Origin of the sequence: Burkholderia sp. Se-20373, assembly GCF_017104705.1 — a bacterium.
Classification (GTDB): Bacteria; Pseudomonadota; Gammaproteobacteria; order Burkholderiales; family Burkholderiaceae; genus Burkholderia.
Window position 1 is genome coordinate 1 of record NZ_JAAGPH010000022.1, and the last position, 17,378, is coordinate 17,378.

Annotated in this window: 16 protein-coding genes; 6 read left to right on the forward strand and 10 right to left on the reverse strand. The window is 68.3% G+C overall.

Annotated features, from left to right (window positions below; genetic code table 11):
• The 5 genes from G3N96_RS10500 to G3N96_RS10520 form a co-directional block, all read left to right on the forward strand.
• A partial coding sequence (locus G3N96_RS10500; RefSeq protein WP_206137142.1) for a PLP-dependent aminotransferase family protein occupies positions 1-1,152 on the forward strand: 1,152 nt, incomplete at its 5' end.
• Positions 1,153-1,453: 301 nt separating this feature from the next.
• Positions 1,454-1,954, forward strand: coding sequence for an Ohr family peroxiredoxin (locus G3N96_RS10505; RefSeq protein ID WP_124579494.1), 501 nt, complete (start codon positions 1,454-1,456; stop codon positions 1,952-1,954).
• 122 nt (positions 1,955-2,076) lie between these two features.
• Positions 2,077-3,078, forward strand: coding sequence for a bestrophin family ion channel (locus G3N96_RS10510; RefSeq protein ID WP_124579496.1), 1,002 nt, complete (start codon positions 2,077-2,079; stop codon positions 3,076-3,078).
• 200 nt (positions 3,079-3,278) lie between these two features.
• Complete coding sequence (locus tag G3N96_RS10515; RefSeq protein WP_124579498.1) at positions 3,279-3,758, forward strand: carboxymuconolactone decarboxylase family protein; 480 nt, start codon at positions 3,279-3,281, stop codon at positions 3,756-3,758.
• 4 nt (positions 3,759-3,762) lie between these two features.
• Positions 3,763-4,167, forward strand: coding sequence for a cupin domain-containing protein (locus G3N96_RS10520; RefSeq protein ID WP_124579500.1), 405 nt, complete (start codon positions 3,763-3,765; stop codon positions 4,165-4,167).
• A 70-nt stretch (positions 4,168-4,237) separates the two neighbouring features.
• On the opposite strand, the gene G3N96_RS10525 is transcribed toward G3N96_RS10520, so the two are convergent.
• The 8 genes from G3N96_RS10525 to G3N96_RS10560 form a co-directional block, all read right to left on the reverse strand.
• Positions 4,238-5,122, reverse strand: a complete 885-nt coding sequence (locus G3N96_RS10525; RefSeq protein WP_241022583.1) for a GNAT family N-acetyltransferase — start codon at positions 5,120-5,122, stop codon at positions 4,238-4,240.
• An 81-nt stretch (positions 5,123-5,203) separates the two neighbouring features.
• Positions 5,204-6,391, reverse strand: a complete 1,188-nt coding sequence (locus G3N96_RS10530) for a M20 aminoacylase family protein (protein ID WP_206137144.1) — start codon at positions 6,389-6,391, stop codon at positions 5,204-5,206.
• Positions 6,392-6,466: 75 nt separating this feature from the next.
• Positions 6,467-7,924 carry an aldehyde dehydrogenase family protein gene (locus tag G3N96_RS10535; protein WP_206137145.1) on the reverse strand — a complete coding sequence of 486 codons (1,458 nt, stop codon included), beginning with the start codon at positions 7,922-7,924 and terminating at the stop codon, positions 6,467-6,469.
• Complete coding sequence (locus G3N96_RS10540; RefSeq protein WP_206137146.1) at positions 7,921-9,198, reverse strand: FAD-binding oxidoreductase; 1,278 nt, start codon at positions 9,196-9,198, stop codon at positions 7,921-7,923. Before G3N96_RS10540 ends, G3N96_RS10535 begins: the two co-directional genes overlap by 4 nt.
• A 133-nt stretch (positions 9,199-9,331) precedes the next feature.
• Positions 9,332-10,657, reverse strand: a complete 1,326-nt coding sequence (locus G3N96_RS10545; protein ID WP_206137147.1) for an FAD-binding oxidoreductase — start codon at positions 10,655-10,657, stop codon at positions 9,332-9,334.
• 2 nt (positions 10,658-10,659) lie between these two features.
• Positions 10,660-11,394, reverse strand: a complete 735-nt coding sequence (locus tag G3N96_RS10550; protein WP_206137148.1) for a cupin domain-containing protein — start codon at positions 11,392-11,394, stop codon at positions 10,660-10,662.
• Positions 11,395-11,514: 120 nt separating this feature from the next.
• On the reverse strand, positions 11,515-11,964 hold the full coding sequence (locus G3N96_RS10555; protein ID WP_206137149.1) for an AraC family transcriptional regulator: 450 nt from the start codon (positions 11,962-11,964) through the stop codon (positions 11,515-11,517).
• Between the two features lie 24 nt (positions 11,965-11,988).
• Entirely contained in the window at positions 11,989-13,266 is a 1,278-nt protein-coding gene (locus G3N96_RS10560) for an FAD-binding oxidoreductase (RefSeq protein ID WP_206137150.1), read from the reverse strand.
• A gap of 116 nt (positions 13,267-13,382) precedes the next feature.
• On the opposite strand from G3N96_RS10560, the gene G3N96_RS10565 reads away from it, so the two are divergent.
• The gene (locus tag G3N96_RS10565; RefSeq protein WP_206137151.1) at positions 13,383-14,435 is read left to right on the forward strand and encodes an RNA-guided endonuclease TnpB family protein; all 1,053 of its coding nucleotides are present in this window, start codon (positions 13,383-13,385) and stop codon (positions 14,433-14,435) included.
• Between the two features lie 70 nt (positions 14,436-14,505).
• On the opposite strand, the gene G3N96_RS10570 is transcribed toward G3N96_RS10565, so the two are convergent.
• Complete coding sequence (locus G3N96_RS10570) at positions 14,506-16,392, reverse strand: ABC transporter ATP-binding protein (RefSeq protein WP_206137152.1); 1,887 nt, start codon at positions 16,390-16,392, stop codon at positions 14,506-14,508.
• On the reverse strand, positions 16,392-17,348 hold the full coding sequence (locus tag G3N96_RS10575) for an ABC transporter permease (RefSeq protein WP_089498403.1): 957 nt from the start codon (positions 17,346-17,348) through the stop codon (positions 16,392-16,394). Before G3N96_RS10575 ends, G3N96_RS10570 begins: the two co-directional genes overlap by 1 nt.
• Positions 17,349-17,378: the final 30 nt, after the last annotated feature.

The window sequence follows — 17,378 nt, forward strand, 5'->3', positions numbered from 1 at the left end:
CCGCCGCGCCCGCAGCCGATCGCCGTCGCGCTGAGCGGCGAGCCGAGCCCGCTGCAGCCCGGGCTCCCGGCGCTCGACGCGTTTCCGCGCAAGGTCTGGCACCGGCTCGTGTCGCTGCGCGCGCGCAGCGGCGAACGCGCGCTGCTCGGCTATCCGAATCCGGCCGGCTACCGGCCGCTGCGCGAACACATCGCCACCTATCTGACGCTGTCGCGCGGCGTGACCTGCGTGCCGGACCAGGTCTTCGTCACCGGCGGCTACCGCGCCACGCTGGAACTCATGCTGCGCAGCCTCGCACGGGCGAACGACCGCGTGTGGTTCGAGGATCCCGGCTACCTGCTCGCCCGCGGCTTCCTGTCCGAGACCGGCGTGCAGCTCGTCCCCGTGCCGGTGGACGACGAAGGGATCGACGTCGCGCGCGGCATGCAACTGGACCCGCAAGCCCGCTTCGCGCTGGTGACGCCGTCGCATCAGAGCCCGCTCGGGCATACGCTGTCGCTGTCCCGCCGCATCGCGCTGCTGGACTGGGCCGCCAGGACGTCGGGGTGGATCGTCGAGGACGACTACGACAGCGAGTTTCGTTATCTCGGCCGCCCGCTGCCGGCGCTGAAGAGCCTCGACCGACGCGATCACGTGATCTATTGCAGCACCTTCAGCAAGGCGATGTACCCCGGCCTGCGGCTCGCCTACGCGGTCGTGCCCGAGCGCGCGGTGGAGCGGGTCGAGCGCGTGGCGTGCAGCATGAATGCCGGTTCGCCGCCCCTCCTGCAGGCCGCCCTCGCCGACTTCATCGAGCAGGGGCACTTCGCGCGGCACCTGAAGCGGATGCGCGCGCTGTACGGCGAGCGCCGCATGCTGATCGTGCACGCGCTGCGGCAGGCGTTCGGCGAGCGGCTAATCGTCGAATTGCCGGTGGGCGGCATCCAGTTCGCGGTGCAGTTCACCGACGGGCCCGACGGACCGGTCGACGACGTCGCCGTCGCTGCCCGCGCGCGCGACGCCGGCCTCGCCGTCGTGCCGCTGTCGATCTGGTACGTGAACAGCCACACGCGGCAAACGCCGCGCGGCCTCGTCATCGGGTTCGCGAACATCGTCGACGCGGACGAAGCGCAACGTCACGCGCGAACGCTGCGCGCGTGCCTGGACCGCTGACGCGCGGCGCGCAACGGCCGGGCGTCGCGTCACGATCCCGATTGGTGCCCGAAGGGCAACATTGAATCGCCCGGGACGGCCATACCGCCGCCGATCGTGCTCCTCTAGCATGGAGCCGTCTTTTCCCGGAGACCCGCCAGGGATCGCGCCGCACCGGAAGATCGCCGCAGCGCTCGTGCGATCGTTCGCGCCACGCGTGCCTGGCGACGCTATCTGCGCGGGGCCGCGCCGCCCCGTTCGCCACACGCTTCGACACACGACTGACCGGGAATCGAAGCGGCGCTGAACTCGAGCACGCATCATGGACGACAAGAAGCTCCAGGCCCCTCCGCTTTCCCTCCTCGACCGGTATCGGGGCCAGGCGTTTCAGCCGCTCTATACGACGAGCGTCACCGTGACCGGCGGCGAGACGGGACACGGCCGCGCATCGGGCGTCGTCCGCTCCGACGACGGCAGCCTTGCCCTCGATCTGCGCCTGCCCGCCGAACTCGGCGGCCCGGGCGGCGGCACCAATCCCGAACAGCTGCTCGCCGCCGGCTACGCCGCGTGCTTCCATGGCGCGCTGAACCTGCTCGAACAACGCGCCGGCACGGCGCCGGCCGAGACCGTCGTGGAGGTTCGGGTTGCGTTCGGCCGTGATCCGATGGACGGCGGTCATGCGTTGATCTTCGAGGTTCGCGTCCGGATGCGCGGCGTCGAGCGCGGCATCGCCGAAGAGCGGGTGCGCGCCGCGGAGCGCCTGTGTCCGTACGCCAAGATGGCCAGGCAAGGCGCCGTCAATCTCGTGACCGTCGTCGACTGACCCGACGCGCGCCGTGCGGCGGCGCCGCCCGGCCCGCCGCCTGCGTTCGCCGCCGTCACCTCGTGCGTGGCCGCGCCGCTGCGCGTCTCGCGCCCCGCTGAGTCCTCGATGAGGCCAAAGACATGCATCTCGGAAAATCCTACAAGCTGGCGGAATTCCTGATCTGGACGCGCTGGAAAGTTTACGAACTCCTCGCTTTCGGGGCCGTCCCGGTCGTCCTGTACACGTTCTTTTCGGTCAGATGGTTGTCGATCCCGCTGACGATCGTGGCGCTGCTCGGCACCGCGACGTCGTTCATCGTCGGCTTCAAGAATGTCCAGACGTACAACCGCGCCGCGGACGCGCTGGACATCTGGATCGGCATCCTGAGCAAAAGCCGTCGCTGGGGCCAGGTCGTGCAGGACTTCGTCGGCGACGAAGAGATCGCGCGAACCCTCGTCTATCGCCACCTTGCGTGGCTCACCGCGCTGCGCTACGACTTGCGCCGCCCGCGCGTCTGGGAAAGCACGAACAAGCGCTACAACGCGGAGTACCGCCGGTTCTATCGCGTGCCGGAGTGGGAACAGGACATCCGGGAACTGCTCCCGGCGTACCTGTCGCCTTCCGAAGCGGCACAGGCGTGCGCGTCCGCGTCGACCGCGACGTTCGTGCTGAGCCTGCAACGCCGCACGCTCGCGACGCTGCACACGGCCGGCCGCCTCGAGACGAGCTTCTACATGGACCTGCACAAGACGATCGGAGATTTCACCGACCTCCAGTCGCGCGCGGAGCGTTTCAAGAATTTCCCGTATCCGCGCCAGTACGCGACCGTCAGCTCGCTGTTCGTCCGATTCTTCTGCCTGTCGTTGCCGTTCGGTTTGCTGAACGAGTTCAACCGGCTGAACGACGGCGTGAGCGGTTTCATGCACGGCTACATGGTGTGGCTGGTGGTGCCGTGCAGTGTCGCGGTGTCGTGGATGTACACCTCGCTCGACCAGGTCGGCGAGAGCACCGAGAACCCGTTCGAGGGCGGCGCGAACGACGTGCCCATTTCAACGCTGTGCGGCACGATCGAACGCGATCTCAAGGCGATGCTCGGGGAACCCGCGGGCGCGCCGTGCGGCGACACGGTCATCGCGCTGTAGCGAACCGTGCGCCTTCCCGCTGCGGTTGAGACCGACCGCGCCCCCCGACATGGATTGGTGCCGAAGCGGCAACAGAATGCGCACCTGCCGGGCACTACTGGCCCGCGGGGCCCGCGATTACGATGTTGTCAGGCAGGCCGTGCGTGGGGCGCCACATGCAGGGCCGGCAGTCGCGATTCCACATTTCAGGAGAACCGATCATGACGCAACGTATCAACTACTTCCAGCAATCGCCGGAGCTGACCAAGAAGCTCGTCGAACTCGACGGCCTGTTTCAGAAGACGACGATCGAGACGCCGATCCGCGAGCTCGTCGAGATTCGCGCGTCGCAGCTCAACGGCTGCGCGTTCTGCGTCGACATGCACACCAAGATGGCCAAGATCCACGGCGAGCGCGAACTGCGCCTGCATCACGTCGCGATCTGGCGCGAGTCGACGCTGTTCTCGCCGCGCGAGCGCGCCGCGCTCGCATGGACCGAAGCGCTGACGCAGATCCCGGCGCACGGCGTGCCCGACGAGCTCTACGAACGCGTGCGGGGCCACTATTCCGAGAAGGAACTGTCGGATCTCACCTTCCTCGTGGGCGCCATCAACTGCTGGAACCGGCTGAACGTCGCCTTCCGCGTCGTGCCCGGCTCGTTCGACAAGATGTTCGGGCTCGACAAGGCCAACCTGGAGTAACGACATGAAACGCCTCATGCTCGCGCTTGCACCGCTCGCGCTGTCGCTCCTGGCCGCCGTTCAGCCGGCCGCCGCCGCCCCCCACGCCACGGTGACGCAACTGACCACGGAGCCGTTGCCCGAGTATCCGGGCAAGGAAGTGGAGATGATCGCCGTCGACTATCCGCCCGGCGCCGTCGATCCCGTGCATCGCCACGATGCGCACGCGTTCGTCTACGTGCTCGACGGCAGCATCGTGATGGGCCTGAACGGCGGGAAGACGGTCACGCTCCATGCCGGCGACACGTACCATGAAGGACCGGACGACGTGCACACGGTCGGACGAAACGCCAGCAGCACGAAGCCGGCGAAATTCATCGTGGTGCTGATCAAGAACAAGGGCGCGCCGGTTCTTACCCCGGTGAAGTAACGCGATCGACGCCTGGGCCCGGCAACGCCGGGCCGGGCGCGCGAGGCAATCCCGCGCGCGCAGCCGCGGGCTACAACATTGCCTGACTGACGAGCGCGTACTGTCCGCAGGCCGGATCGGCCGGCCCTTCGTGCGCTGCGGCCGGCGCGTTGCGCACCATCTTCGAACACGTATCGACCCGCGCCAAACCCTGTTCGGCCAGCCAGTCCGGCAGACTGGTCCCGTCCGGCACGTCGATGCGGACGAACTCGCCTTCCCGTTGCGTCAGCCAATGACTGACGAGCGCCTTCGCATACGCATCGTCGCTTGCGCGCGGTGCGGCCACCGGGCCGATCACGTCGCCGCGCCCGAAGCGCCGCAGCACCGAAAACCCGACCACCTCGCCATCGCGTTCGAGCACGACGCTTTCACCGCGCTGGAACAGCGCGGCCATCAACGCATCGCGCTGGAGACCGGACGCGCGCGCGTCCAGCTCGACGAGGCGCGGCCAGTCGGCCCGCGATCCGGCACGCAGTTGCACGCCATCGGGCAGAACCACCTCCGCAGGACGAACGACGTTCCCCTGATACTGGCCCAGCGAGCCGCACACGTTGAAACCCAGCTTCTCGTACAGCGGCCGACCGGCCGGCGTCGCATGCAGGAACGTGACGCGCGGCCCCAATTCGTCGATGAGCAGCTCCATCAGCTTGCGGCCGATGCCTCGCCCCTGATGCGCGTCGGACACGATCACATGCCCGATCGCGGCGCGATCGGCACCGTACTTCCAGCACATCGCCGTGCCGATCACCACGCCGTTTTCCTCGGCCGCGAACGCGGTCGACGTGTCCGCGGAAAACTGCCAGTCTTCCGCCCTGAACGGCCAGCGAAGCGCGACGGTAAGGGCATGGGCCGCGGGGACGTCCGCGGTGGTGAAGCGCCGGTAGCGAAGCGCCGGCATCGTGTCGGAATCGTTCATCTCGTTGTCCTGTTTCATCAAGCAGTCTTTATAAAAGTGTCGTCGTGCGCCACGGCACGCGTTCAATGCCGGCTGCGCGCATCACGACGATCGCGCGAAGTAATGCTGCGCCAACGCGACCCAGTACCGGACGCCGGCCGGAATGATCTCGTCGTTGAAGTCGTATTTCGGGTGGTGCAGCGCCGGTGCGCTCGCGCCGTCCTGCGCATTGCCGATCAGCACGTACGCGCCCGGCCGCTCCTCCAGCATGAAGCCGAAGTCCTCGGACGTCATGTTCGGCGGCACGTCGCGATCGACGCGCGCGTCGCCGAACGTGTCGCGAATCACCGCTTCGCACAGCGCCGTCTCGGCCGGCGTGTTGACCGTCGCCGGGTAGTACTGAAAAAATTCCACGTCGACCTGCGCGCCGTAGGCACTCGCCAGCGCCTCGCAAGTGAGCCGCACATCGTGCTGCAGCTTCTGCTGCAAAGCCGACGACAGCGTGCGGATCGTGCCGCGCAGCTCGGCGGTGTCGGGAATCACGTTGTCCGTCGTGCCCGCATGGAACATGCAGACGGAGATGACTGCAGGATCCACCGGATCCTTGTGCCGCGCGGCGATGGTCTGACATTGCAGCACCATCGAGCAGGCGAGCGGCACCGGATCGATGCCCAGATGCGGCTGCGCCGCATGCGCGCCCTTGCCCGTCACCGTGATCCTGAAGCGCGAGCCGGCCGCCATGATCGGGCCCGTGCGCAACCCGAAATGCCCGGCCGGCAGCCCGGGCCAGTTGTGCATGCCGAATACCGCCTCCGTCGGGAACTGGTCGAACAGCCCGTCGTCGATCATCCTGCGCGCGCCCGCGCCGCCCTCTTCGCCGGGCTGAAACACGAAATGGACGGTGCCGGGCAGCTGCGGCAGTTCCTTCAGCACGCGTGCGGCGCCGAGCAACATCACGGTATGGCCGTCATGGCCGCACGCATGCATGATCCCGTGCGTGCACGACGCATGCGCAAAATCGTTGGCTTCGTGGATCGGCAGTGCGTCCAGATCGGCGCGCAGCACGATCCCGCGCGCCGGATCGGCGCCCGGCAGGCTCGCGACGACGCCCGTGCCGCCCAGCCCGCGCGACACCGCATAGCCGAGCGCTTCGAGTTCGCTCGCGACGACGTCGGCCGTCCGGTGTTCTTCGAATCGCAATTCGGGATGCGCATGCAGGTCGCGGCGCAGCTTCGCCCAGTGCGCGTGATGTGCTTGCAGCAGCGGGTCGGGAATGACGGGGTGATCCAATTCCAATTTCGGCACCTTCGGAGAGTAGCGGGCGTCCAACTGTACCGCCGGCGCGAACCGCGCGCGGCGGCCGGGTCAGTCGTCAAAGCCGACGATCGACTTGATCTCCATATACTCCTCCATCCCTTCGATCCCGTACTCGCGGCCGTTGCCCGACTGCTTGTAGCCGCCGAACGGCGCCTGGGGGTCCCATGCCGGGTAGTTCAGATGCACCTGCCCCGCGCGGATGCGGGCAGCCACAGCGCGAGCCTGCGCCTTGTCGGTGCCCTGCACGTGCGCGCCGAGCCCGTAGACCGTGTCGTTCGCGATCGCGACCGCTTCGTCGACGGTGTCGTACGGAAGGATCGCCAGCACCGGGCCGAAGATCTCCTGCTGCGCGATCGTCATGTCGGTGCGCACGTCGGAGAAAATCGTCGGCCGCGCGTAAAAGCCGCGCTCGAGCCCCGCGGGCCGGCCGGGGCCGCCGGCGATCAGCTTCGCGCGTTCGTCGATGCCCGCGTCGATCATCTGCGCGACCCGCCCGAACTGCGCGCGGTTGGCGAGCGGCCCGTGCGTCGTGGCTTCGGCGAACGGATCGCCGACGACCAGCGTGCGCGCTGCTGCCGCGGCCAGCGCCTCGACCGCGCCGAGCACGTTGCGCGGCACGATCATGCGGGTCGGCGCGCTGCACGATTGCCCCATGTTGCGGAACGCGGCGGCCACGCCCGGCGCGATCGCGCGCGACAGGTCCGCATCCGGCAACACGATATTCGGCGATTTGCCGCCCAGCTCCTGCGCGACGCGCTTGACGGTTGGCGCCGCCGCCTGCGCGACCAGCACGCCGGCGCGCGTCGATCCGGTGATCGACACCATGTCGACCTCCGGGTGCGACGACAGCGCGGCGCCGACCGTCTCGCCGCTGCCGCTCACGAGGTTGAATACGCCGGCGGGCACGCCTGCATCGGCGATCACTTCCGCGAACAGCAGCGCGCTGAGCGGCGACAGCTCGCTCGGCTTCAGCACCACCGTGCAGCCGGCCGCGAGCGCCGGCCCGACCTTCGCGGTGATCTGGTAGATCGGCCAGTTCCACGGCGTGATCAGCGCGCACACGCCGATCGGCTCGCGCACGACCGCGGTCGTGCCGCGTTGCCTGACGAACGCGTAGTTCGCCAGGTTGTCGCGTGCGACGCGGATATGTTCGGCCGCGAGCGGCATGTGCGCGCCGCGTGCATAGCCGATCGGCGCGCCCATTTCCATCGCGAGCGCCGTGGCGAACAACTCGGCGCGCTCGAGCATCAGCGCATGCACGCGGTCGAGCAACGCGGCGCGTTCCCGCGGTGAAGTCACGGACCAGCGCTCGAACGCGCGGCGCGCGGCCTGCACCGCGCGGTCGGCGTCGCGTGCGCTGCCGAGCGGGATCTCGCCCAGCGTGTGTTCGGTGGACGGGCAGACGACCGCGAACCGGTCGCTGCCGTCGGGCAACACCCAGTCGCCGTCGATGAAAAAGCGATCGAGCCTGCCGGCTTGCATCAGGTGAACAACTGGTGAATTCATTGCAGCTTGTCCTTGAGTCGATACCAGGCGCCGACGAACGGCAGGAACCACGGTTTGCCGAAATGCCCGGGAATGGCCGGCCAGTCGAAGCCTTGCCACGGGTTGAGTTCCGCGCGCCCGTCCATGATCTCGGCCATCAACGTGCCCATCAGCGTAGCCATGTGCGTGCCGTGGCCGCTATAGCCCATCGAGTAGTAAACGCCGTCCCGCTCGCCCGCGCGCGGCAGCCGGTTAGCCGTCATGTCGACCATCCCGCCCCAGCAATAGTCGATGCGCACGCGGGCCAGCTCGGGAAACACGGCGGCCAGTTGACGCCGCAGGATCGCACCGCTCTTTTCGTCCGAACGTGGGTTCGACGTGGCGAACCGCGCGCGCCCGCCGAACAGCAGCCGATTATCGGGCGTCGTGCGGAAGAAGTTGACGAAGTTCTTCGTGTCGGTGGCCATCCGGCGCGTCGGCAGCAAGCGGTCGAGCCACTCGCGCGGCAACGGCTCGGTGACGATGATGAAGGCGCCCACGGGCACGACCCTGCGGCGGATCCAGCCGAACGGCCCGACCTGCGAAATGCCGCTCGCGAGCAGGACCTGGCGCGCACGAATCTCGCCGAGCGGCGTGCGCACCGCGTACGCGCCGCCCGCTTGCCGCTTCAGGCCGAGCACCGGCGCCTGCTCGAGAATATGCGCGCCGCGGGCTTGCGCGGCGCGCGCGAGGCCGCGCACATAGCGGCCGACATGCATTCCCGCACTTTTGCCGAACAGCAGCCCGCCGTGATAACGATCCGAGCCGATCTCGTCGCGCAGCTCGGCCTTCGTCACGAGGCGCGTGTCGGGGTCCACGCTCGCCGCGAGCAATGCGTGGCTGCGCGCGAGCTTGTCGTAGTGCTCGGGTTTTGCCGCGAGCTTCAGCTTGCCGGTGCGGGCGAAATGGCAATCGATCGACTCTTCGTTGACGAGCCGCTCGACCGTGTCGACGCCCGCGTCGAACGCGAGATAGAGGCGGTTCGCCAGTTCCGTGCCGAGGCGCTGCGACAGCGACGCGTAATCCTGCGCGAAGCCGTTGTTGCACATGCCGCCGTTGCGTCCCGATGCCGCCTGCCCGACGGTGCCCGCCTCGCAGACGACCACGCGCGCGCCTTTCTTGGCCAGCGCCAGCGCGGCGGCCGAACCCGTGATCCCGCCGCCGACCACCACGACGTCGCAACGGCCGTCGGGCAATTCCGGCGAGCGGCTCACGAACGGCTCCGACGTATCGAGCCAGTACGAACTGAAACGCATCAGGCACTCCCAAGCTGTCGCATCGCACTGGCGGGCCGGCGAACGCTCACCGCACCGCTCCGGCCGCTCGCGGGCGGTTTGGCGCGATGCGCGTGATATACAGGCGGCCTCTCATCCATGTGACGGCGTTGCATCAGAAATCGGCGACCTTGCCCCAGGCGGATTCGCTGAACCGGCCGGGCCGGTACGGCGCCGGGTCCACGAACGGTTGCGCACCGGACGCCAGATCGGCGATCAGGTGCCCGGCGCCCGGCCCGATCCCGAAGCCGTGCCCCGAAAACCCCGCCGCGAGAATCAGCCCCGGCACGCCCGGCACTTCGCCGATGCCCGGCACGCCGTCCGGCGTGCTGTCGACGAACCCGGCCCAGGCGTGCGTGATCTTCGCGTCGCGCAGTTCGGGCAACAGTTCGGCCGCGCGGCGGTACGTTTCGGTGACCGTCGGCATATCCGGCTTCGGATCCAGAATGCGCACGGCTTCCATCGGCGTCGGCGCGTCGAGGCGCCAGCGCTTCAGCGTTTCATGGCCGCCGCGCACGCCTTCGAGGCCGCCCGGCAGCAGGTTGCGCCAGCGCTTTGCGAACATCGGCACGAATTGCGGCGCGAAGCGCAGGAACTGCGGTGTCAGGTCCACCCGCGCGCGGCCGCTGATCGCGAGTGCATAGCGTCCATCGCTGCGGCGCGTGATGGACACGCCGGACGTGTACATCGCATCGGGCAGCGGCGTGTCGACGGGCGCCACGCTCAGGATCGACTGGCGGATCGACGCTTGCGGAAAGCGGATGCCGAGCTGGCGGCAGAACGACGACGCCCAGGCGCCGCCGGCCATCACGACCGTTCGGGTCTTGATGACGCCGGCCTCGGTGACGACGCCCGCGACGCGTCCGCCTTCCAGTTCGATGCCGCGTGCCGCGCAGTGCTGGTGGACGCTGCCGCCCAGCTTCATCAGCGCGGCGGCCACGGCCGGCGCGGCCTTGCCCGGATCGGCCGTGCCGTCGGTCGGCGAGAACACGCCGCCCTTCCACTGCCGCCCGGTTGCCCGTCCGCGCTCGGCGGCCTGCTTGCTGTCGAGCATGTAGGTGGTCACGCCCGCCGTCTTCGCGAATTCGCCCCAGCTTGCCCAGCGGGACAATTCGGCTTCGTCATTGCTGAGATACAGCAGCCCGCAGCGATGAAAGCCGGTGTCTTCTCCGGATTCGGCCGCGAATCGTTCCCACAGATCGATGCTCTTGCTCGCCATCGGCAACTCGCGTTCGTCGCGATTCTGCTGCCGGCACCAGCCCCAGTTGCGGCTCGACTGTTCGGCGCCGATGCGTCCCTTCTCGACGAGCGCGACCGAGATGCCGCGGCGGGCCAGGTAGTAGGCGGTGAAGACGCCGATGATGCCGCCGCCGATCACGACGACGTCGGCCGCGGCCGGCGGCGTGGACAAGGTTTCGATATGGCGCAACGGAGGGGACATGCTCAGTCTCGTTCGGTGGAAGGTTTGACGTTCTGCATCACGTAGAACTTCGCCACGCGTTCGCTGCTTTCCCACCCGATCGACGCGCCGCGCGGCACGAACAGCGCGTCGCCGGTACCGAGCGACTGCACGCTGCCGTCGGGCGCCGCGAACCGGACGCCGCCGTCCAGCAGGAACATGAACTCGTTCGCGCGATGCGGCCGGACGATCCGGTGATACGGCGTCGAATCCCAGGTGCCCGCGCAGTACCCGGCGCCGTCGTCGGTGAACACGTTGTCGCTGCGGCATTGCGGCGCGGGGCCGAGCAGCGCCTCGGCCGGCAGCGTGGCGGACGGCTTGAAGTCGGCGTCGGCGCGCAGCTCGAAGACGCCGCGTTTCGTCGGTTGCGCGCACGCCGCCGCGCAGAACGTCAGCAGTACCGGCGATTGTGCGGCGATGCGCAGTGCGGTGCCGCCGCCGATGACGGCGCCCTGTCCCGGGCCGACCACCAGCGGTGCGGCCCCGGCCGCTTCGAGTGTCAGCTCGCCCTGGATGACGGCCAGGGTTTCGATGTGCGGAAAGCTCGCCACGTCCAGTTCGCCGGCGAAAACGATCCGCCCCGCGGCCATCGCGTCGGGGCCTTCCCACGCGATCTCGCGATGCGACGCGAACGGATCGCTCGTGCCGAACGCCTGCTTGCGGAATGCGGTGGAAGACGGTGCGCCGTCGGCCCGGTGCAACACGAAAACTGCGGTCATTTCTGCTCCTGTGCGGTGCGTGACGGATTCGCTCGAAAGCGGTCACGCGATATCGGAAATCATCGTTCGCCGGCGCTTTAGCCGGACATCGTCAGCGGGGCATGTCGTCCATGCGTGCGCTTACGCCGCGTGACACGACGCGTCGCGGCGTTCGCTGTGCACGCGCGTCGATGGCGCTCGCATCGGCGCGCCGCCCGTACGGGCGGCCACGTAATCGCGCGGCGTGATCCCGAGTACGCGCCGAAAATGCCGGCACAGATGGCTCTGATCGAAGAAGCCGACGTCGGTCGCGACGACCGACGGCGCGAGACCGGCGCGCAACAGGTCCTGCGCCCGCCGTATCCGCACGAGACACAGATAGCGGTGCGGCGACAGGCCGGTTTCGCTGCGAAAGCGCGCGGTGAAACGCGACACGCTCAGCCCGGCCACCGCCGCGAGCGTGTCCAGGTTCAGCGGCTGCGCGAACGATGCATCGATCGTGCGCAGCACGTCGCCGATCGCGGGCGACACGGGCCGCGCCACACGCGGCGAGCCGACGGCGCCAGCCGAGCCAATGAATTGCACTGTCATATCGAATTCTCCCGGGCGCTCGCTTCAGTGCAGGAAATCCTGCATCCGGTAGTACGCGCCGACGACCGGCAGGAACCACGCGTGCCCGAAATGACCCGGTATCGCCGGCCAGTCGAGCTCGCGCCACGGGTTGGACGCGGCCGCCCCATACAGCACGTCGGCCATCACGCGGCCCATGTGCACCGACATCTGCACGCCGTGGCCGCTGTAGCCCATCGAGTAATAGAGGCCGTCGTGCTGGCCCGCGCGCGGCAGCCGGTCGGCGGTGATGTCGACCAGCCCGCCCCAGCAGTAGTCGAGCCGCACGTTCGCCAGTTCCGGGAAATAGCCGGCCATGCCCGCACGCAGGACGTCGCCGCTTTTCGCATCGGAGCGCGGGCTCGACATCGCGAAGCGCGCGCGGCCGCCGAACAGCAGCCGGTTGTCGGGCGTCACGCGGAAGTAGTTGCCGATCTGGCGCGACGTCACGTATGCGCGGCGATGCGGAAACAGCCGGTTCAACTGCGCATCCGGCAGCGGCTCGGTCACGACGATGAAGCTGCCGACCGGCGCGATGCGCCGCCGGAACCACGCGAACGGCCCGTGCTGCGATGCGCCGGTCGCGACCAGCACGCGGTCGGCGACGATCGTGCCGCGGGCGCTGGTGATCCGGTGACGCTCGCCGTCCAGCCGGTCGAGCTGCGTGACGGCCGCGTGCTCGTACACGCGTGCGCCGGCGCGCACGGCCGCTTGCGCGAGCCCGACGCCGAACTTGCCCATGTGCATCTGCGCGCCGTTGCGCTGCAGGAGCCCACCGTAAAAGCCGTCGGACGCGATTTCGTCGCGGATGCGCGACGGCTCGATCAGTTCGATGTCCGGATCGACGTCGCGCCGCAACGCGTTGAAGGTCTTTTCGAGCCCCGCGAAATGCTGCGGCTTCGCGGCGAGTTTGAGCTTGCCCGCGCGCCGGAAATCGCAGTCGATCGCCTGTTCGGTCACGATCGTCTCGACGCTCTTCACCGCGCTTTCGTACGCGCGATAAAACTGCTTCGCCTGCGCGGCGCCGATGCGCGCGGCCAGCGACGCATAATCCTGCGCGACACCGGTATTGCACTGGCCGCCGTTGCGGCCGGACGCTTCGCCGGCGATCTCCGCGGCTTCGAGCACGACCACCGACACGCCGCGCTGCGCGAGTGCAAGCGCCGCCGACAAGCCGGTGAAACCGCCGCCGATCACGACCACGTCGGCCCGCCCTTCGACGGGGCCCACGCTTGCGGCGCGAAACGCGGGGCGGGTATCCAGCCAGTACGATTCCAGTTTCATCGGATCCTCCGAGAAACCGCGTCCTTTCTCCCAAGGGGACTTCCTTCGGGGCGGATGGCGAGAAGGACAGAAGTGCTGTTGACAGGCAGCTTCTCCCACGGGTTAGGATCACCGGCATGATTCTTGTCTACCGCTACCGCGTGAAGTCGCTCAACGGACTGCTTAACAAGCAGAGCCGTGTGGTGAACTACGTCTGGAACTTCTGCAACGACACGCAGAAGCACGCGCTCAAGTGGAACATGAAGTGGCCGACAGGCTTCGACCTGAATGTGCTCACAACCGGTAGCAGCAAGGAGCTCGGTATCCACTCCGGCACGATCAACGCTACGTGCGAGCAATACGCGAAGTCGCGCAGCCAGCATCGACGCCCTTACCTGCGCTATCGCGGCAAGAGATCGCTCGGCTGGGTGCCGCTGAAGGGGCGCGACCTGAAGCGCGAGGGTGATGCATTTCGCTTCGCGAGCAACACCTTTCGCGTGTTCAACAGTCGACCGCTTCCTGAAGGCAAGATCAAGGACGGAACGAACTTTGCACAGGATGCGCGCGGTAACTGGTTTCTCAACATCGCGATCGAGATACCGGATGTTCAGGTCCGCCCGATCCGTTCGGGCGTCGGCATCGACCTCGGCCTGAAAGACTTCGCCACACTTTCGACTGGCGAGAAACTGCCCAACGAGCGGTTTGGCCGACACGCAGCGGAAAAGCTGGCGAAAGCCCAACGTGCGAGAAAGCACAAGCGGCATATCGCGAAGCTGCACGCAAAGGTGACGAACGCCCGCGCCGATTTCCAGCACAAGCTCGCGCTCGACCTGGTGCGGCGCTTTGACTACATCGCAGTCGGCAACGTGTCGGCCGTCAAACTCGCCAGAACCAGGATGGCGAAGAGCGTCTACGACGCATCCTGGTCGTCCTTCCGCAGCAAGCTCCGTTACAAGGCGATGGCGCACGGAGCCACGTTCGAGGAAGTCGACGAAAACGGTTCTACCCAGTCCTGTTCGGCGTGTGGGTCGAAAGACAGCACGACGCGGCCGAAAGGTATCGCGGGACTGCGAATAAGAGAGTGGGCTTGCAGTAACTGTGGTGTCACACATGATCGTGATATCAATGCTGCGTTGAACATTCTCCGATGCGGACGTGCATCGCCGGTTGTGGGAATCACCTCCCTTTAGGGAGGAGAAGACGTCAATTAATCACCTTCGAAAAGCGCAGTTGCCACGTATTCGCACAGCGCGCATCGCATTACAGACGCACCAGCGGCACCGACGCTCCGCCGGCCGGCACCGGCTCCGCCTGGAACCGCGCGAGATCTTCCTCGCTGCGATGGCACAGCACCTGCGCGCCGTTCCCGAGCGTGCGCAGCGACGGGGCCGTGCGGTTGCACACACCGTCCACGCGCATCGCGCAGCGCGACAGGAACGGACACAGCTCGGCCTCGTGCTCGCGCTCGCCGATCGGCACCAGCGGCCGGTGGCAGCGCTCGGCCGCATCGTCGAGCCAGCCCGCGCGCAGCTCCGGCGCGGACGACACGAGCAGATGCGAATACGGGTGATAAGGCGGCGCGCACAGCGCGTCGCGGCTGCCGGTTTCGACGCGACGGCCCGCGTACAGCACGACGATGTCGTCGCTGATCGCGCGCACCTTCGCGATGTCGTGCGTGATGAACACGTACGACACGCCGAGCTTCGCCTGCAGGTCGCGCAGCAGGTCCATGATCGCGGCGCCCACCACGGTATCGAGCGCCGACGTGACCTCGTCGCACAGGATCAGGTCGGGCTCGGCCGCGAGCGCGCGCGCGAGGTTCACGCGCTGCTTCTGCCCGCCGGACAATTCCCCGGTGCGCCGCCCGGCCACCGCCTGCGGCAGCCGCACGAGTTCGAGCAGTTCCGCGACGCGCTGCCGGGCCCGCGCACCGCGGATCCCGTGATAGAACGCGAGCGGCCGCGCCAGCGTGCGCTCGACGGTATGCACGGGGTTGAGCGCGGTATCGGCGTTCTGGAACACGATCTGCACGCGGCGGTGCTGCTCCTTCGAGCGCTTGCCGATATCGAGCGCGAGCGGCTCGCCGTCGAGCAGGATCTGCCCGGCCGTCGCCGGCACGAGGCCCGCGATCACCTTCGCGAGCGTGGTCTTGCCCGACCCCGATTCGCCGATCACGCCGACCGTCTGCCCGCGCCCGATGCGCAGGTCGACTTCGTGCAGGATCAGCTTCGCGGGCCAGCCCTTCGCGGTCCGGCCGCCGTAGCCGGCGACCGCGCCGCGCACGTCGAGCAGCGGCGCCGGCGCGGCGCTCGCCGCTTTCGCCTCGCGCTCGGCGTCGTTCGGCGTGACTGCCGCGATCAGGCTCTGCGTGTACGGGTGCGCGGGCGCATGCAGGATCTGTTCGGTGTCGCCCGTCTCACGGATCACGCCGTCGCTCAGCACGACGATGCGATCGGCCATCTGCGCGACCACGGCCAGATCGTGCGACACGTACACCGCGCTCATCCCGCAGCGCCGGATCACGCTCTTGAACGCCTGCAGCACGTCGATCTGCGTGGTCACGTCGAGCGCGGTGGTCGGCTCGTCGAGGATCACCAGTTCCGGATCGGTGATCAGCGCCATCGCGGCCATCAGCCGCTGCAACTGCCCGCCCGACACCTGGTGCGGATAGCGTCTGCCGATCGTCTCCGGCTCGGGCAGCGCGAGCGCGCGGAACAGCTCGACCGCCTTCGCCTGCGCATCGCGCTTCGTCATCGTCTTGTGGATCAGCGCGCTCTCGATCACCTGGTCGAGAATCGTGCGCGACGGATTGAACGCGGCGGCGGCGCTCTGCGCGATATACGCGACCTTGCGGCCGCGCAGCGCGGTCAGTGCCTGCGCGCTCAGCGTGCACACGTCCGTGCCGCCGAGCTTCACCGAGCCGCCGGCGATCCGGCAGCCCGCGCGTGCGTGGCCCATCAGCGACAGCGCGATCGTCGTCTTGCCGGAGCCCGATTCGCCGATCAGCGCGAGCACCTCGCCGCGCCCGATGTCGAAGTCGACGTCGTGGACGATCGTCGTTTCCGCGCCGCCCGGCCGGCCGCCGACCACGCGCAGCCCGCGCACCTCGACGAGCGGAGTCGATTCCGGAGTCGATTCATCTCGCATCAGTGTTCTCCCGCGGCGGCAGCCGCGCCCTTGCGGCGGCCGCGATGCGGCAAACCGTCGATCAACAGGTTGACGCCCACCGTCAGGATCGCGATCGCGACCGCGGGCATGATCGCGACGGCCGAGCCGTCGCCGAGGCTCGCGATGTTCTCGCGCACGAGCGAGCCGAGATCCGCATACGGCGGCTGCACGCCGAGCCCGAGAAAGCTCAGGCCGCTCAGCAGCAGCACGACGAACGTGAAGCGCAGCCCGGTGTCGGCCAGCATCGGATGGATCATGTTGGGCAGCATCTCGACGCATGCGATGTACAGCGCGCTTTCCCCGCGCGCCTTCGCCACCTGCACGAACTCGAGCGTGCTGATGTTGACCGCCAGCGCACGTGCGATCCGGTACGAGCCCGGCATGTAGCTGACCGCGGCGGTGAGCACCAGCAGCGGCAGCGACGAGCCGAACGCGGCGACGAACATCAGCGCGAACATCTTCGACGGAATCGACGTGAGTGCGTCGAGCAGCCGGCTCATCGTCTCGTCCACCGCGCGGCCGGACACGGTCGCGAGCAGCCCGAGCGTCGTGCCGGTCACCGCGGCGAGCAGCACCGCGGCGAGCGCGAGCAGCACGGTCAGGCGCGTGCCGTACAGGATCCGGCTCAGCATGTCGCGGCCGAGGAAGTCGGAACCGAACGGCAGCTTCGCGCTGAACGGCGCGAACACGTCCGGCGTGACGATCGCGCCGACGTCGTGCGGCGCGAGCAGCGGCGCGAACACGGCGATGAACAGCATCAGGCCGGCCATCGACAGGCCGACGCGGCCGCCGGCGGTCAAGGCGATGCGTACGCCGCGGCGCTTGCGCGGCTCGTCGGGAGCAGGCGCGGCAGGCGGCACGCTGCCCCGCCCCACGGGCGGGTCGCCGGATGGCGGCAGCGCGCTGCTGCGTTGAACGGGTTCGGTCGGGTGCATGGGCGGCATCTCGGAAAGTGGACGGAACGC

Excerpts from the sequence above, each read along its gene's own strand:
- G3N96_RS10560 (WP_206137150.1), bottom strand. The coding sequence starts at position 13,266 with ATGAAACTGGAATCGTACTGGCTGGATACCCGCCCCGCGTTTCGCGCC.
- G3N96_RS10515 (WP_124579498.1), top strand. The coding sequence starts at position 3,279 with ATGACGCAACGTATCAACTACTTCCAGCAATCGCCGGAGCTGACCAAG.
- G3N96_RS10565 (WP_206137151.1), top strand. The coding sequence starts at position 13,383 with ATGATTCTTGTCTACCGCTACCGCGTGAAGTCGCTCAACGGACTGCTT.
- G3N96_RS10575 (WP_089498403.1), bottom strand. The coding sequence starts at position 17,348 with ATGCACCCGACCGAACCCGTTCAACGCAGCAGCGCGCTGCCGCCATCC.
- G3N96_RS10550 (WP_206137148.1), bottom strand. The coding sequence starts at position 11,394 with ATGACCGCAGTTTTCGTGTTGCACCGGGCCGACGGCGCACCGTCTTCC.
- G3N96_RS10540 (WP_206137146.1), bottom strand. The coding sequence starts at position 9,198 with ATGCGTTTCAGTTCGTACTGGCTCGATACGTCGGAGCCGTTCGTGAGC.
- G3N96_RS10535 (WP_206137145.1), bottom strand. The coding sequence starts at position 7,924 with ATGAATTCACCAGTTGTTCACCTGATGCAAGCCGGCAGGCTCGATCGC.
- G3N96_RS10570 (WP_206137152.1), bottom strand. The coding sequence starts at position 16,392 with ATGCGAGATGAATCGACTCCGGAATCGACTCCGCTCGTCGAGGTGCGC.
- G3N96_RS10545 (WP_206137147.1), bottom strand. The coding sequence starts at position 10,657 with ATGTCCCCTCCGTTGCGCCATATCGAAACCTTGTCCACGCCGCCGGCC.
- G3N96_RS10505 (WP_124579494.1), top strand. The coding sequence starts at position 1,454 with ATGGACGACAAGAAGCTCCAGGCCCCTCCGCTTTCCCTCCTCGACCGG.
- G3N96_RS10525 (WP_241022583.1), bottom strand. The coding sequence starts at position 5,122 with ATGAACGATTCCGACACGATGCCGGCGCTTCGCTACCGGCGCTTCACC.
- G3N96_RS10555 (WP_206137149.1), bottom strand. The coding sequence starts at position 11,964 with ATGACAGTGCAATTCATTGGCTCGGCTGGCGCCGTCGGCTCGCCGCGT.
- G3N96_RS10510 (WP_124579496.1), top strand. The coding sequence starts at position 2,077 with ATGCATCTCGGAAAATCCTACAAGCTGGCGGAATTCCTGATCTGGACG.
- G3N96_RS10520 (WP_124579500.1), top strand. The coding sequence starts at position 3,763 with ATGAAACGCCTCATGCTCGCGCTTGCACCGCTCGCGCTGTCGCTCCTG.